The 16762-nt window shown below is 40.9% G+C and carries 14 protein-coding genes; 9 read left to right on the forward strand and 5 right to left on the reverse strand.

Features of this window, described 5'->3' with window-relative positions; translation table 11 throughout:
- Positions 1 to 56: 56 nt before the first annotated feature.
- Complete coding sequence (locus FC87_RS05695) at positions 57 to 422, reverse strand: hypothetical protein (RefSeq protein WP_054690703.1); 366 nt, start codon at positions 420 to 422, stop codon at positions 57 to 59.
- A 27-nt stretch (positions 423 to 449) separates the two neighbouring features.
- Positions 450 to 1088, reverse strand: a complete 639-nt coding sequence (locus tag FC87_RS05700; RefSeq protein ID WP_054690704.1) for a hypothetical protein — start codon at positions 1086 to 1088, stop codon at positions 450 to 452.
- Here FC87_RS05700 and FC87_RS06955 point away from each other — a divergent pair.
- A complete protein-coding gene (locus tag FC87_RS06955; protein WP_156656538.1) occupies positions 1081 to 1698 on the forward strand; it encodes a hypothetical protein in 618 nt (205 codons plus the stop codon). The two genes, FC87_RS05700 and FC87_RS06955, sit on opposite strands and share 8 nt — an antisense overlap.
- A gap of 128 nt (positions 1699 to 1826) precedes the next feature.
- On the opposite strand, the gene FC87_RS05710 is transcribed toward FC87_RS06955, so the two are convergent.
- Positions 1827 to 2612 carry a DUF6198 family protein gene (locus FC87_RS05710; RefSeq protein ID WP_051393818.1) on the reverse strand — a complete coding sequence of 262 codons (786 nt, stop codon included), beginning with the start codon at positions 2610 to 2612 and terminating at the stop codon, positions 1827 to 1829.
- Between the two features lie 63 nt (positions 2613 to 2675).
- Positions 2676 to 3701, reverse strand: coding sequence for a zinc-dependent alcohol dehydrogenase family protein (locus FC87_RS05715; RefSeq protein ID WP_009166251.1), 1026 nt, complete (start codon positions 3699 to 3701; stop codon positions 2676 to 2678).
- A gap of 344 nt (positions 3702 to 4045) precedes the next feature.
- Here FC87_RS05715 and rbsK point away from each other — a divergent pair, with 344 nt between their 5' ends.
- The 3 genes from rbsK to FC87_RS05730 all read left to right on the forward strand — a co-directional run bounded on the left by rbsK (position 4046) and on the right by FC87_RS05730 (position 7344).
- On the forward strand, positions 4046 to 5671 hold the full coding sequence (gene rbsK / locus FC87_RS05720; RefSeq protein WP_202812910.1) for a ribokinase: 1626 nt from the start codon (positions 4046 to 4048) through the stop codon (positions 5669 to 5671).
- Positions 5672 to 5692: 21 nt separating this feature from the next.
- Complete coding sequence (locus tag FC87_RS05725) at positions 5693 to 6613, forward strand: phosphoglycerate dehydrogenase (RefSeq protein ID WP_054690710.1); 921 nt, start codon at positions 5693 to 5695, stop codon at positions 6611 to 6613.
- A 161-nt stretch (positions 6614 to 6774) separates the two neighbouring features.
- Positions 6775 to 7344 (forward strand): DNA-3-methyladenine glycosylase I, encoded by a 570-nt coding sequence (locus FC87_RS05730; RefSeq protein ID WP_056961871.1) that lies wholly within the window; start codon positions 6775 to 6777, stop codon positions 7342 to 7344.
- 1 nt (position 7345) lies between these two features.
- Here FC87_RS05730 and FC87_RS05735 read toward each other — a convergent pair whose 3' ends face one another.
- On the reverse strand, positions 7346 to 8683 hold the full coding sequence (locus FC87_RS05735; protein ID WP_056961873.1) for an aspartate aminotransferase family protein: 1338 nt from the start codon (positions 8681 to 8683) through the stop codon (positions 7346 to 7348).
- A gap of 190 nt (positions 8684 to 8873) precedes the next feature.
- Here FC87_RS05735 and FC87_RS05740 point away from each other — a divergent pair, with 190 nt between their 5' ends.
- From FC87_RS05740 to FC87_RS05760, 5 genes are all read left to right on the forward strand, one after another.
- Entirely contained in the window at positions 8874 to 10070 is a 1197-nt protein-coding gene (locus tag FC87_RS05740) for an ammonium transporter (protein WP_056961876.1), read from the forward strand.
- Between the two features lie 200 nt (positions 10071 to 10270).
- Positions 10271 to 11107, forward strand: a complete 837-nt coding sequence (locus FC87_RS05745) for a hypothetical protein (RefSeq protein ID WP_054690712.1) — start codon at positions 10271 to 10273, stop codon at positions 11105 to 11107.
- Between the two features lie 232 nt (positions 11108 to 11339).
- The gene (locus tag FC87_RS05750) at positions 11340 to 12032 is read left to right on the forward strand and encodes a Fic family protein (protein ID WP_040473151.1); all 693 of its coding nucleotides are present in this window, start codon (positions 11340 to 11342) and stop codon (positions 12030 to 12032) included.
- Between the two features lie 73 nt (positions 12033 to 12105).
- On the forward strand, positions 12106 to 15084 hold the full coding sequence (locus FC87_RS05755; protein ID WP_009166243.1) for a type I restriction endonuclease subunit R: 2979 nt from the start codon (positions 12106 to 12108) through the stop codon (positions 15082 to 15084).
- A gap of 17 nt (positions 15085 to 15101) precedes the next feature.
- A complete protein-coding gene (locus tag FC87_RS05760) occupies positions 15102 to 16691 on the forward strand; it encodes a type I restriction-modification system subunit M (protein WP_054690714.1) in 1590 nt (529 codons plus the stop codon).
- The last annotated feature ends 71 nt before the right edge of the window (positions 16692 to 16762 follow it).

Raw genomic sequence — 16762 nt, forward strand, 5'->3', positions numbered from 1 at the left:
AATTCTAAGAGTAGTTCGATTTCACTAAGTGAGTCAGCTGTATCAACAAGTACGTCTCAGTCAGTAAGTGGATCAACTTCAAGCTCTGACAGTACCTCGACATCTGATTCAACCTCACAGTCCGAGTCACACTCGACTGTAGATTCTGAATCAACATCAGACTCTAGGAGTATTTCGGTCTCGTTAAGTGAGTCGAGTGCAAATTCTGAATCTACTTCAGATTCTAAGAGTATTTCAGTTTCACTAAGTGAATCGCTGGCATCAACAAGCACGTCGCAGTCCGTAAGCGACTCAACTTCAATCTCTGACAGTACGTCGACATCTGAAGCAAGTTCACAGTCCGACTCGCAATCAATTGAAGCTTCTGAGTCTGTTTCAGATTCTAAGAGTAGTTCTGTCTCACTAAGTGGCTCGACGTCCACATCGGATTCAAGCTCGCAGTCTAAGTCTCACTCGACTGCTGATTCTGAATCTACTTCAGACTCTAAGAGTATTTCGGTTTCGCTAAGTGAGTCAGCTGCATCAACGAGCACGTCGCAGTCAGTGAGTGGCTCTGTATCGATTTCTGGCAGTACTTCAACTAGCACTTCGCAATCGTTAAGTGGATCAGTGTCAGTTTCTGACAGTACGTCAACTTCTAATTCAAGCTCACAATCTGAATCGCAATCAATTGCAGCTTCAGAGTCTGCTTCAAATTCTCGGAGTATTTCTGTGTCAATAAGTGAGTCGATTGAATCGACAATTACGTCGCAATCTGTAAGTGGGTCTGCATCGACTTCTGGAAGCACATCAGCGTCTGACTCAAATTCACGGTCCGAATCGCATTCTATTTCAGAGTTTGAATCTATTTCAGGTTCTCGGAGTAATTCAGTTTCAGTAAGTGGTTCTACTGCAGACTCTGAAAGTAATTCGGTTTCGCTAAGTGAGTCGACTGGATCGACAAGTACTTCACAATCAGTAAGTGCCTCGGCATCTGGTTCAAATTCTGATAGTGCTTCAAGTTCCCAATCAACCGGAAATTCTGAACTTGCTTCGATTTCTAAGAGCAACTCGAGTTCGCTCAGTGAACTAGCGTCATCAATGAGCAAGTCATATTCAACCAGCTGGTCGATCTCGATCTGGAACAGTCGCTCGACATCAATTTCTCGGAGTAGTTCAGTCTCGTTAAGTGAAACAACAAGTTCAGCAAGTAATTCTCGATCACTAAGTGGATCGAAACCTGCTAGTTCAGAATCAATAGTTGTTTCTAATAGTATTTCGGTATCATCATCAATTCTGCAGTCAGACCATACGTTCCATTCTCAGAGCAGTTCAGCTCCAGCAACCAGTTCATCTGACAGAACTTCGACAGTTGTAGCTCGTTCTGTACAAGCAAACGCTGTGAAGACCTCAGGAACTGCGCAGGTTACTGAGACTGCTGCTAAGCCGAGTGCCACGAATGGAGCCGTTACAGCTAATCGAGGTGTGGTTGCTAATGAACAACCGGCATCAAATAATGTCTCACCAGCATCAGTAAATCCAACTGCTCAGAATGAAACTACTAAGCAGCGAAAGAATAGCCAGCATAATCAAAAAGCAGTGCAACAAAGAAATGATCAATCAAGAACCTTAACCCGAGCTGCTGGGGTTATTGGTGGAGGAATATTAATTGCTGCTTCAGCAGCCATATCCTACGCTATTCGGCATCTTAAAAAGTAAATTTAAGCATAAAAAAACGTGCCATCGTATTTATACTGGATAAATACGGTGGTACGTTTTTGTACTATTATGTAAATAAAAACCCTACCATCGTTGGATGATAGGGTTTTTGGTTTACAAGTAAAAACCTATTTCTTTTGAGGAGCATCTTCTAATTCTTCAATATCGCTATCGATTTCCTCAGCAATAATGGACTCGTCACCCTCAGTGATATCAATTGCTTGATGTTTAAGCCGTGGGAAGATTGTCTTATCAGCAATCCCAGTAATTTGTCCCTGGAAAAGAAAGGCGAACAGCGTTCCAATTCCATAGTACGTAAACTGGCGAGTGATGATGAATGCAACAACTCCCATGATGGTAGGTGGAATGTAAGAAGCCCACATCGCTTTCCAAGCAGAACCATTGAAGTATTTAAAGCGTAAAATTTGCATCAGGTCATCGGCAGGATGCAAAACCAGGTTAGCGCGCTGATAAATCGAAATGGCCGTTGCAATCAGAGCCACTCCGAGAAAATTAATCAGGATGTAAAGAACAATTAACCACCAATTAGTTGCCATTGGGATGTTAATGATGGGCTTCATAGTTAATCCAAATAAATCGCCACCAACAAACAGGTTATTGAAAAATTGGATTAAGAAAGAGAAAGGTACCATAAAAATAATATTTCCGATGGCACGTCCCCAGTCCCAGTGCCCGACTAAAATGGCGTTTAAAATCGTAATTACAACTCCGAGAATCAAAAACGCCCAAAATAGATTCCAACCAAAGGCAATCCCTAAATTCGTCTCACAGGCGGTCCAGAAAGCCGATCCCAAAAAGGAAGGAACAATTTTTGTACTAGTAACTAACGTCAGAACGTTACCTAACGCATTAATTAATAATGAGATTATGAAATACATGATTGAGACCCGCATCGAGATCGTCCGTGGGGTCTTTTTAGGTTTTTGGTTTGCCAAGCTAGTTCTCCTAATCGACGATTACTTTAAGTTCGGGTTGACGGCAACCACACATTTACCAACCTTTGGAGTCGAGTGATCTAAGACCCCTTGAACTTCATCAAGCCGAAGTAAGTTTGCCTGGAATGGTTCGATCTTAACAGCACCAGATTTAAGGAGGGCAATCGAGTCTTCAAAAGCATTAGGGTTAATCATGGAACCCTTGATAGTAAGTTGTTTCTTGAAGACTTCATAGGTGTTCATTTCGAAGGTTTGTCCGGGAGCACCCACTCCAAACATCATGACCTGGGCACCAGGATTAGCTGCTTGTACAGCTTGTTCTTGGGTTTCAGGTTTACCAACACATTCAAAGACAACGTCGTATGATTTTTCAATTTTTTCTTTAGTGGTGTTAATTACTTGGTTCAAGTGAAGCTGTTCTTTTTCTTGGGCAAGTAGGTCATCATGGCGACCGGTCATTGTAATGTTTTGAATTCCATAAGCACGAAGAATCTGGGCGAAGAGCTTAGCCATGTAGCCATCACCGATAATTAAGGCAGTTTGATAAGGGGTAATTTCATCCATAATTTTCATCGTGTGAACGGCACATGAAATTGGTTCTAATGAACAAGCTTCTCGAAGAGAAACTTCGTCAGGGAGTTTGTAAACTACTCGTTCAGGAGCACTGAAGTATTGTTCTAGGCCACCATTACGGGTAACACCAACTGCTGAAAGGTTTTCACATAATTCAGGGCGACCAGTTCGACAGTAGTGACACTTACCACAGTAGATGTTTGGATCAACGGCAACTCGATCGCCAACTTTAAGGTATTGAACATCGGCACCCACTGATTTAACAACTCCAGAGTTTTCATGGCCTAAGATAATTGGAGGAACTGCATCGGCAGAACCGGGAAGACCATTAAAGAGTGCGTTATCAGTTCCACAAATGCCAGCGTATGCAGTTTCGATGACAACCTCATCTGCTTTTACTGCTGGTAAATCAACCTCTTTAATCTCCATGTTCTTTACTTCAGTCATTACTAAAGCTTGCTGTTTTTCGGCCATAATAATCTCTCCTTTAATTACCTCTAAATAAAAAGTTATAAATTGAGCATGATCAGATCGAGTTCTAAAAACAAAATAACCGCTATCTAGATCAAACCGTTATATACAATTAAAAATATAAACCGTTTACATTATTATTGCAAGGGGTTTTTATGGGTTTTGAAAGTTAAGTAATTTTTGCTGAAAATTGATTTTAAACCGGGATTAAATTTGTGATTGTGAACACTTAAAGGGACAATTTTGTAATAAAAAAGTTCACAAACAAGGGTAAAGCCAACTTTTTGTAAGCGCTTACAGAAATGGGCTGAGTATGCTATAATGGAAAGTAATAACAGGAGGATTTCATGATGCCAAAAAAAATTGTAGTGGTTGGATCAACCAACGTTGATAAAGTTTTAAACGTCGAAAAATATGCACTTCCAGGTGAAACGTTAGCAATTGATAGTTATCAGCAGTCACATGGTGGCGGTAAGGGGGCCAATCAAGCGATTGCCGCAGTGCGTTCTGGAGCGGACACCACTTTTATTACTAAGCTTGGTCGTGATGAAGATGCTGAAATGATGTTGAAGGGATTTCAGCAAGATCACATGAATGTTGATCATGTGATTATGACCGACCAGTCTCAGACGGGGAAAGCCTACATTACCGTGGATCAATCGGGACAAAATTCCATCTATGTTTATGGAGGTGCCAATATGGCACTGAGCCCGGATGATGTAATTGCACATCGTGAAGCACTGGCAAAGGCTGATCGAGTCATCGCCCAGTTGGAGATCCCGATTCCGGCCATTATCGCAGCTTTTAAAATTGCTAAGGAAAATGGCGTTCAAACGATTTTGAATCCGGCTCCTGCAAAAGAAATTCCAGAAGAATTGCTACATTTAACTGATATCATTACCCCCAATGAAACGGAAGCACAGACGTTGACGGGGTTGGAAGTCAAAGATGAAGTTTCCATGTTAGATAATGCACTTAAGTTTTTTGCACAAGGAATTAAGATGGTGATCATCACGGTTGGCGATAAGGGTTCATTCTATGCCACACCTGAGTCACACGCCTTTATTCCAGCGTTTAAAGTTAAGGCAGTCGATACTACAGCAGCAGGTGATACATTTATCGGAGCGCTGGCCTCGCAACTGGAACTAGATAACTCCAATATTCGTGAGGCGATGCTATATGCCAACCATGCTTCTTCCTTAACCGTTCAAGTTGCTGGAGCGCAAAATTCAATTCCAGATCAAGCAGCAATTAACGCGGAAATTCAAAAAATTGATACAGATCAGGATGAAGTTGAGGCCGAAAAAGCAGCGGCTGCCCGGTATGCAGCTGCTAGAATTCCCGACCACATTGTTTTGGGATTGGGTTCTGGCACCACGTCGGCTTACTTTGTAAAGGCAATTCATGAACGAATTGAAAAAGAACATTTGGATATTGAATGTGTTGCCACTTCCCTTGGAACACAACAGTTGGCGGAACGGCTTAAAATGAAAATGTTAGATGTAAATACGATTGACGCCGTTGACATTACGGTAGACGGTGCTGATGTAGTGGATGAGAACCTTGACGGAATTAAAGGTGGTGGAGCCGCGCTACTCTTTGAAAAATTAGTTGCCAGCATGTCTAAGAAAAATATTTGGATTGTTGATCAAAGCAAACCTAAGCAGACTCTGGTCGGCCAGCAGCTACCGGTAGAAGTGATTCCTTTTGGTGGCATGGGAGTCTTTCGTTATCTCCGCGACCATGGTTATGAACCCGCTTTTCGTTTTGAAAAGAACGGTGATATTTTAACGACGGATTCTGGCAATTATTTGATTGACATTACGATTCCAGCTCAAGCTGATTTAGCAAAACTGGCAACTGATTTAAAACATCAAACCGGAGTGGTTGAACATGGATTATTCTTGGGGATTTGTGATGAATTAATCATTGGTGGTCAGCATGTTCGGGTCATTGATCGGTCTAAAAATTAGATTAGAAAGGTCGTGATAGTGATGAAACCAGTCATTGCGATTCCAAAGTCGTTGCCAGCTACGGCACGACAATTATTAGTAGATCATGCTACGTTAGTAGAGCTAACTGAAAGCACGGCTACAGCTTTGACGGAGCAGGCTCCACAAGCTGTGGCAGCAATTTGGGGCTTGAACCCCTTAACGACAGCTGACTTAGAATCTTTGCCAAAGCTACGACTAATCGCTCGAATGGGAGTTGGCTATGACAATCTCGATGTCGAAGCATTACGTCAACGTGGAGTTGCTGTGACCATCACACCACACGCCAATGCCAATACGGTGGCAGAGGCCACGGTAGCAGAGATCTTTGATTTAATGCGACATCTAACTCGGAACTCGATGCTAATGCGTCAGGGAGACTGGTTACAGGCAATTCCAGGGTCTGATTTGGCAGGGAAAACTGCTGGGATTTTAGGTTATGGTCGGATTGGTAAACTAGTTGCGCAAAAATTAGCAGCGTTGGGGATGAAGATTCTAATTTCAACACCCCATCCAGCTACGAGCACGGTTGGTAAATTTGTGGATCGAGAACAGCTTTTTCGAACAGCTGATGTGGTTACCCTTCATTTGCCAGCCAATCCAACCACCATTGGTTCGATTGGGTCGCAAGAATTGAGCTGGATGAAAGCTAGCTCAGTCTTAGTTAATTTGGCGCGGGGACCAATTGTGAACCAATCAGCTTTGCTGACGGCCTTGCAACAGCAGAAAATTGCGGGTGCTGCACTTGATGTATTTACTGAGCAACCGCTACCACTGACCAGTCCGCTATATCAATTACCCAATGTTTTGCTGACACCGCATCTTGGTGGTAGTACAACAGAAGCAATTGAACGGATGAGTGGTGATGCTGCCAGTGAAATTTTACGATTGTTGCAACAACAACCCCTTCGATGGTCATTATAAAAATAAATATCCTTCAGCTATTGTTAGCAACACAGCTGAAGGATATTTTTATAATATTATTGTGATTATAAATAGCTGTTAGCCGTATAAATGGAATTCCTCCAATAAACAGCTAGCTTAAGAAACGTAAAACCACTCGTATAGAAGAAAGGATTGCGGATATGATTCGATGCAGTTGGGTTCCTACCGAGGATCAAATGATGCAACCGTACCATGATGAGGAGTGGGGTACTCCCTGTCATGATCGTTGCCGCTTATTTGAAATTCTGTCACTAGAAATAATGCAAGCAGGTTTGAGTTGGAGCACCGTTTTGGCGAAAAGACCAGCGTTTCGGGAAGCATTTCATGATTTTGAGGTCACTAAGGTTGCACAAATGCAGGAGCAGTTGCCACGCCTGATGACTAATGCCGCTCTCATTAGAAACCAGCGCAAGCTCCAGGCAGTTATCACGAATGCTAAGATTATTGCTGCTGGGGAGCAACAAGGACAAAATTTTGCTGAAGTCGTCTGGTCAGTGGTTGGACAGCACCCGCTGAATCATCATTGTCAGACGGCTAATGATGTTCCTAAAACAATTCCAAAGGCGGTCGAGTTCAGTCAAAAATTAAAACAAGCCGGCTTTCAGTTTGTAGGACCGGTGACGATTTATTCATTTTTTCAGGCAGCTGGGCTGGTTAATGATCATGAAAGCAGTTGTTTTCGCTATCAGCAACTGCAAACTGCACGGTGAACTAGTTCCATCCCAGTTGGGGAACGGGCCCAGTTAGCCGTCCTGCTTCTAATTCTTGAAATGCTTGAGCGATGATTTGAAGGGCACGGTCGAGCTCCGCTTCCGTGATAACTAATGGTGGTTGAAATCGTAAGACATTTCCGCGGACGGTGATCATCAGCGCCCCTAGCTCAAAAATTCTTTGAATTAACCGAGTAGCCGTGTTGCTATCTGGATGGTCGGTGTGGGGTTTGCAGATTTCTAGACCACCATTTAGACCGTAAAGACGGACGTCATGGATGACTGGATACTTTGTTTGAAGCTGGTTGAAAAAGTCGGCTGCTCGTGCTCCGAGTCGTGCGCTACGTTCAACTAGCTGCTCGTCAGCGATCACGTCCAGCACGGCGCTAGCTGCTGCGGTGGTAACCGGATTTCCGGCAGTGGTGTAGACATTTCCTGGTGCTGCTAGGGCATCCATGACTTTAGCTCGTCCGAGCACGGCACTAAGGGGTAGTCCGGCTGCTAGTGATTTACCAATAGCGACTAGATCAGGATGGACATGAGGAAAATGTTCGATGCTCCACATTTTGCCACTCCGTCCGAGTCCTTGATTGACCTCGTCAACGGCAAATAAGATCCCGTGATCTTGGGCAAACTGGTAGATCAAATTCATAAAATGCTCTGGAACCTTGAGAAAACCACCATCACCTTGGATGGGTTCGATTTCGATAACGGCGGTTTCTTCGGGAGGCAGGTAGGTTGTGAATGGTCGGAGAAATTCTTGAAACATGCGCTCGGAAAATTCTGTGTCAGTTTCATGTGCTAATCGTTCCCAAGGACTGGGGAAGGGCATTTTAATAACGTTTGGGAGTAATGGACCAATTTTGCGGCTCATATTAAGACTTATAGCCGAAGTACTAATCGAACCGTAGGTTGATCCGTGATAAGCACCCGTGAAGCTGACCACGTAAGAACGACCTGTCGCTGCTCTAGCAAATTTAATGATGGCATCATTGGCATCTGATCCAGAATTACCAAAAGCTACTTTGACTGGTCCGTCGATGGGAGCTAATGCGGCCAATCTTTCCGTCAGTGCAACCTCTGGCTTGGTAGCAAAATAGGCGGGTGTATATTGGATTAATTGGTCTGCTTGGCGTTTTATCGCTTCAACCACGTGCGGATGACAGTGACCGACGTTAGTTGCCGAGGCACTCGACAATAGGTCTAGGTACTCATGACCCTCTACGTCAGTCAAGCTGGCACCTTGCCCACTTGCTAAGACAATATCAAAATATTTAATTCGATCAGCAGGAGCATAGTTTTGTTGTTCGCGATTTAGCAATGACTGATTGGTGCCCATAAAAACCGCCTCCCGGTAATTAGATTTCCTACAATAATTTTTGTAAAGTTTATTTGTTTCTAAGGTACATGTCAAGGCTACTTGAGATATTTTTTAGATGTCGCAAATTGCAACATGAAAGCTAGGCAGGTGACCAGAAACTTACTATACTAAAATCAATTTTGAAATCTTGGTCGGGGAGGACAGATTGATGGCAAGTAGTATGACGTTTATCTTCATTTGTGCAGTGCTAGTCTTTTTTATGACACCAGGACTAGCATTTTTTTATGGGGGAATGGTGCCACAAAAGCAGATTAATAATACTCTAATGTCGGTTTTTATCATGTGTAGCATTCCAGTACTTTTGTGGGTGATTGGGGGCTACTCACTTTCTTTTTCCGGGAATCATTGGAATCTAATCGGAGATTTTCATAATCTCATGCTGAATCATTTGAATTTAGCTGCGCCTTCTGTAGCCGCCGGAGGTAAAATTTCAAATGCGGCGTTTTTGTTATTTCAGATGATGTTTGCGATTATCACACCAGCATTATTTGTAGGAGCGATTGTCGGTCGCATGAATTTTAAATTTTTGATTTCATTTGTGATACTCTGGTCCATTTTTGTATATTATCCCCTGGTTCATCTGGTATGGGGTGGAGGCTTTTTACAGAGTTTTGGAGCATTAGATTTTGCCGGGGGACTGGTTGTTCATATCGATGCGGGAGTGACTGCCCTCATTTTGGCCTATTTTTTGGGACCTCGGCTTGTACAGAAAAAGGGAAGTCCTAAAAATTTGAGTTGGGTTTTACTAGGAACGGCGATGCTGTGGGTTGGTTGGTATGGATTTAATGCGGGCTCGGCACTAAGCATGAATAGCGTGGCGATGCAGGCCATGCTGACGACGACGGTGGCAACTGCGACGGCCATGTTGACTTGGATGGTGCTCGATGTCTTTACGAAACGAAATGCCACGTTATTTGGAGTTTGCTCGGGAGCAATTTGTGGTTTGGTGGCGATCACACCGGCATGTGGATTTGTTTCAGTGGCAGCCGCGCTTTGGATCGGCTTGGTGGCGACCTTGGTTAGTTACTTTTTCATTACAACGGTTAAACCACTGTTGAAGATTGATGATACGTTGGACGCCTTTGGCTGTCATGGAGTCTCTGGGATTGTTGGGAGCATAATGACCGGGCTCTTTGCCAGCAAATCGATTAATGCAGCAGTTACCTCGAACGGTTTGTTCGCAGGTGGAGGCTGGCATCAATTGGGATTACAGTTAGGGGCCACTGGTTTTACGATTTTGTACACCGCAGTAATTGTGACCTTGATTATCCTAGTTTTGAAGCAAATTATCCGGATGCGAATTTCGTCCGCGGCAGAAAAGCTACAGGAGGATTGGGACGCTTAAAAAATTAAAAGCTTACAACAAAAAGTCCGAGATTGCTGGTTAGCAATTAGCGGGCTTTTTTAGTAGCTTTTTGTTACAAAATTAATGATCAGTGTTTAAATGGAATCCTTGGTAGCAAAGTTCAGTAAAACTTAAATTGCTTTTTTATAAGGAAGCAGTTAGATTTAAGTTAGAGTAGTGTTATGATGGGAGGCTAATTAATGAGGAAAATGCACATAGAGTCTTCTTGGGAGAAGATCATCCCAACCAAGCCACATTTAAAACAAGTATTGTTATTTGTTAGTAATAGTGGATTAACGATCTTTGGAGTTTGGTTGTTGATGATTGTTTTACCAGGTTCCCAGAAATTTTTATTGTTACTTTTAGTGGCTTTTCTGTATCTGACGCCACTATTAACTGGTAAAAAGCGGTTTACATGGGAGACGAATTTACATAAGCGAATTCTTGGTGAGAAACCAGCAGTGGTGCATGATGAAGAGACGATCACCTTTCAGCCCAACTCTACCCCAGCAACTGGCTGGCGCCAGCGTCTAAATGGTTTTAAAAAATCAGATTTTACTGGCAATTTGGAGCTGTGGAGTGGTCTCTTGGCTTTGATTATTGGAGTGGTGATCTATACGATTGGACGCAATCGGGTTGGCAATCTATCTAATCAATTATTGACCGTGATTCAAAGCGGTTCGTTGAGTACGGCCGGCTATTATTACTTCTTTGGGGGAACTCTGACTGAATATGGGATTCTAGCCTCAATTGGGGGTTTGTTGAAGGGAGTTAATCGCGAGAAAACGGCGGGGACGATGCTGAAAACAATTGGAGTGATCATGTTGTTGGGAGGCGTAGTTTTTGCCATCTATGTTTATACCAATCCGATTGATAGCGCAACGAAAGCTTGGCAAAACGGGTTGAGTTTGAGTGACATGCAAAATATGTATAGCATTGGTCGCTGGTTGCCATGGCTTGCAGCGCTATTTTACGTGTTAGGAATTGGGTATAATCTTTATCGGGGTAATCAACTGCACAAAACAATGAAGAAATAATCTATAGATTAAAGGGAGCGCCTTGGATAAGGAGCTCCTTTTGTTGTATGATGTTTTTAATATAAAGCTTACGCTGCTAACGAGTGTAAGCTAAAAAATCTGAAAAAAATATAATTATTACGCTGTGGTGGGGCGGAACAAATTAATACTTTGTAAGTAAACGTATATCTCGGTCTAGCTCAAGAAGACCGAAGTTAATTGAAAACCAAATAATTGGCTAAGGAGTTCGAATATGTCCGAAACGCAACCATACGCGAATAGATACAAATTCACACCTGATGAGAATAAACGGTTTGCTCGTACAAATCTTACAAAACTTGTGTACACTAGCTCCCGTTTTGAAGGTGTTAATACCACCTTGCCACAGACACAAACTATCATGGATGGCATGAGCGTAGCGGGAGTTCCTATTGAGGATGTTTTGACGATTGTTAATTTGAAGCGTGGTTGGCAATATGTAACGATCCAAGATGGTCCACTGACATTAGCCATGGAGAAACAAATCAATAAAATTGTGGCGGCAGAAGATGCACTAGTTCTCGGTGAATTACGACAGGGACAAGGTGGGGTTGATTTAGGTGACGAAGAATTCTTTGAATCACCGCTGATTGATGAGCTTCAAGAACAGAATTTTTTGCAAAAAACATTGGAAGCTTCACGGATTACTACCACCGATAAAGCATTGACACTCATGTATCATAATATGCGCCAACAAATATTCTGGGATGGCAACAAACGAACGGCAATACTGAGTGCCAATAAAATTATGATAGACGGCGGCGCCGGCCTAATTAATGTTCCTTTAAGTAAATGGGACAAATGGAATGAATTAATTGCGGATTTTTACCGTACTAATGATATGACCAAAACTAAGCAATGGACATATGAAAACGGGATTCAAGGTTTACAAGCACGTGGGAAATGAGTCCCTTAAAAAATGTATAATTAAATTTAATAAATTATTTTTGTTTGGATTAATAATATCAAAGGATGGAATCATGGCAGAAAATAAGTTTGAAGCGGCAGTGATTGATAAACTAAGGGATGAAGGTTGGGATTATCTTGATGATTATTCAGGTGTAACTATTAAGCACTTATATGATCATTGGCGAGACATTTTAAATCAAAATAATCATAAACGGCTTAAGGGTAAATCATTAACTGATGATGAATTTTCTAGAATCAAGCTAGAATTAAAGAAAAATAAAACTCCTTATGATGCGCAACTAATGCTGGCTGGGGCTGGTGGAGTAGGCACGATTCCGTTAAATCGTGATGACGGCAGTCAGATTGAATTAGAAATTTTTTATGGTGATGAAGTCGCTGGCGGTCATTCTCGCTATGAAGTAGTTAACCAGATTACTTTTAATAATTTACCTTATAGTTTAAGTGAAAATCGGCGGGTTGATATTTTATTATTAATTAATGGTTTACCAGTCTGCCATATTGAAGAAAAAGACGAGTCATTACAGAATCAATGGAGTGCATTTGAACAGTTACAAAAATATGATGGCGATGGTATGTATGCTGGACTAATGTCCTTTGTACAAGTTCAATTTATTTTGTCACAACATTCCGCTCATTATTTTGCAAGACCCAAGAACATAGAATCTTATAACCGGGATTTTGTATTTGGTTGGCGTGATGATGATGGTAAAGATGTAACTAATACGATGAAATTTATTCATAGAGTGATGGGAATCCCCGCACTACATCGTTTAGTTACAGTTAATATGATTCCAGACGCTTCAAATGACAATTTGATGGTAATGCGTTCATATCAGATTCAAGCAACTCGGAAAATCTTAGAGCGAATGAAGGAAATGGATAATAATGGGCTGATTGAAAGAGAGGGAGGCTATATTTGGCATACGACAGGTTCTGGTAAAACAGTTACTTCGTTCAAGGTCGCCCAACTTTTAGCTTCAATGCCACGAGTGAAAAATGTGTTGTTTATTGTTGATCGGGTGGATTTAGTTAATCAAACTGCAGAAAATTTTAAATCGTTTGCTTATAAAACCTTTGAGGATCGAATTAAGGTGGTTAATGGACGGGAACTAAAGAAAGGCTTACGAAAAAATAGTCAGTCACATATTTATTTAATTTCGATTCAAGGTCTAGATAAAGTAATCAAAGAGGGAAAGTTAGCTTCTGATGATCGAATGGTTATCTTAATGGACGAGGCGCACCGTTCAGCTAGTGGAGATGCGGTTAAGCGGATAAAGAGGGCACTGCCAAAAACAACCTGGTTTGGTTTTACCGGGACGCCTAACTTTTATAGTGATGAAATAAATGAAGTCAAAACTTCTAAGGAAATTTCTACTTATGATATTTTTGGACCCAGACTACATCGCTACACCATTAAGGATGCCATTGGAGACGGGAATGTGCTTGGTTTTGATGTGACCTATTATGAATCACAGATTGAAGCAGATAAAAAAACAAAAGTTTCTGATGACGAGCTAGAAAAAGAGGTTTTGACGAGCTTACCTTTTAGGAAAGCCGTTGTAAACGATATTAAAAACAACTGGGTTGCAAATTCCAGTGGGCCCATTGAAATGGGCGTTCGAAAACCGAACCAATTTCAAGGTATGTTAGCTGTTTCTGGTAAGCAAGCCGTGGTCGCATACTATAATTTATTTAAAAAGGATGCTCCAGAACTAAGAGTAAGCATGACTTATTCAAAAAGCGACGACAATGGTGTGGGAGACTCTGATTTACAAGCAGCTTTGAAGCAATCTATGGAAGATTATATCGAACGGTATGGGACCCGTAATTTTTTGGAAGATAATGATCCAGAACGAGCATATTTAAATGATATAACTAAGAGAATCTCTCGTAAGAAACCTTATAATACCGGGAATGATGATGACCGATTAGATTTAATTATTGTTTCGGATCAGCTTTTGACGGGTTTTGATTCAAAATATATCAATATAATTTATATGGATAAAATGATGAAGGAAGGCCCACTAATCCAGGCCATGTCTAGAACTAATCGAACAATTGATAGGAATGCTAAACCACATGGTAAAGTACGTTTTTATCGTAAAGGTTCAGCAATGGAAGAAAACGTAAAAAACGCCCTTATTATTTATACCAAGGGTGGTAATGATACGATTGAAGATGCTAGTAAAGTTCCAGACACAGCTGAACAAAAGAAATTATTAGATGATGATATTTTAGCTCCTAGCATGTCTAAGCAAATTAATGACTTACAACCACAAATTGAACGATTACAAGAATTAGCTGGGGAAGATTTTTCGCAAACCCCACCTTCCGAAAAAGAAAAGTTTGAATTTGCCGTGACAGCTGCTGATGTTAATTCTAAAGTGCAAAGATTAGTACAGCAAGGATACAGCATTGGGAGTGAGGTTACGGATGACAAAAACCAACCAACTTCCTTACAAATAAAAACAGAGGAACAGTTTAACTCTCTCCAGGCTAGAATGAACGATGTTAATGAAATGTTACCGGCTAAAAAACAAATTGATTTGACTAATATTAAAGTTGCAATTGAGTCGTATGCAAATGAAATCATCGATTATGATCACTTGGTTGAATTGTTAAACAACTATATGGACGAAAAAAGTAATCAAAATCGCACAGCAGTTGAGGAACATGTGAAGCCAATGGACGAAAGTAGCCGAGAAGAAATTGGTGCGGTGCTTGATGGTATTGAACGAGGGGAATATAAAGAACACTTTAATACTGAAACGTTACAGTCAACACGTAAAGTTATTAGAAATGCCCAACAAGAATTAAAGATTTATAAATGGGCTGCCGATCATAATTACAACGGCAACGATATCATTAGTGCATATGCACTGTATTCGCCCGGCAAATCATTAAATGATAATCCGGAGTTAAGCCAAAAATTACAAGAGATTGAGGAAAAATTAGACATTGGTTTCTTTCAAACGGCCGATTTTGAAGATTCAGTAACGAATTACTTTGACAAAATAAATAATAAATAAGGAATATAATAAATATTATGGTATTAACAGCTGAAAAAAAGAGTCTCATTTGGAAAACTCTAAATGAAACAAGGGGAAAGATTGAACCTGCTGAATATAAAAATTACATTTTTGGGTTGATGTTTTACAAATTTCTTTCTAATAAAGCCCAAGCATGGTTAAATAATCAGCTTCATGGAGAATCCTGGGAAAACATTTGGCAGCAAAATCCAGAAAAGGCGACTAGGTTTATGCAAAATAAACTTGGCTATGTAATTAGACCAGGAGATATGTTTTCTGACTGGCAAGAAAAAATTAATACTGATCAGTTTAATATTTCTAATGTATCAGATGCAATTGTTCGATTTAATCAGGGAGTTAGTCCTAATGCGAAGCCTGAATTTGAAGGTATTTTTGATGACATGGATTTAACTTCTAATCGCCTGGGAAGCAATACCCAAACTAGAACCAAGACCTTGATGGACTGGATTGGTTTAATCGATAAGATTGAAATCGATGAAAATACAGACGTGCTTGGAGATCTATACGAATATTTAATTGGAATGTTTGCTGCTAATTCTGGAGCTAAAGCTGGTGAATTTTATACTCCGCATGAAGTATCTGATATCATGGCTCGTATTTTAACAGCAGGTCGCGAAGATATGCCAGAATATAGCCTTTATGATCCAGCGATGGGCTCAGGTTCGTTATTGTTAACGACAGCTTCATACATGAAAAATGACGGAGTTCGTGGAGCCATCAAATATTATGGACAAGAAGTAATTACGACTACGTATAACCTAGGCAGAATTAACTTAATGATGCACGGGGTGGAGTATAACGACATTCATATTCACAATTCCGACACCCTAAGCTCTGATTGGCCGGATGGTGTTACAGATGGGGTTGATAATCCTCGGATGTTTGATGCAGTGATGGCAAATCCACCATATTCTTTGAAATGGGATAATACTAATCGTGAAGATGATCCTCGATTTAAGAGTGGAGTTGCCCCTAAATCAAAAGCCGATTTTGCCTTTTTACAACATGGCCTTTATCACTTGAAGCAAGATGGAAGAATGGCGATTGTTTTACCTCACGGAGTTTTGTTCCGTGGAGCAGCAGAAGGAAGAATTAGAAAACAGTTACTGGAAGAGAATAATATTTCAGCTGTGATCGGTATCCCTCCTAAAATATTTACCAATACTGGAATCCCAACGATTATCATGGTATTAGAAAAAAATCGAATGGAAGATGACGTGCTTTTTATTGATGCATCGAAAGGATTTGAAAAACAAAAAAACAGCAACAAATTAAGAAATGAAGACATTAATAAAATTGTTGATACTTATCTAAACCGTAAAGATGTTGATAAGTATGCCCATGTAGCAAATCTTGATGAAATCAAGGAAAATGAATATAACCTTAATATTCCACGCTACGTCGATACTTTTGAACCAGAGCCACCCGTTGATGTTGATAAATTGGTTAGTGACATGCAGGAAACTGATACCGAAATTAAACAGTTAAACGGTGAAATTAGTTCGTTAATGGATGATTTGGTCGGTGCAGATGCTGTCGCTCAACAGCAGCTTGATGAAATTAAGGGGTTATTTAATGAAAAATGATAAAATGACTCCTAAAATCCGGTTTAAGGGCTTTTTGGAACCTTGGGAGCAGCGTAAGCTTGGTGATATTT

Source organism: Fructilactobacillus florum DSM 22689 = JCM 16035 (assembly GCF_001436645.1).
Taxonomy (GTDB): domain Bacteria; phylum Bacillota; class Bacilli; order Lactobacillales; family Lactobacillaceae; genus Fructilactobacillus; species Fructilactobacillus florum.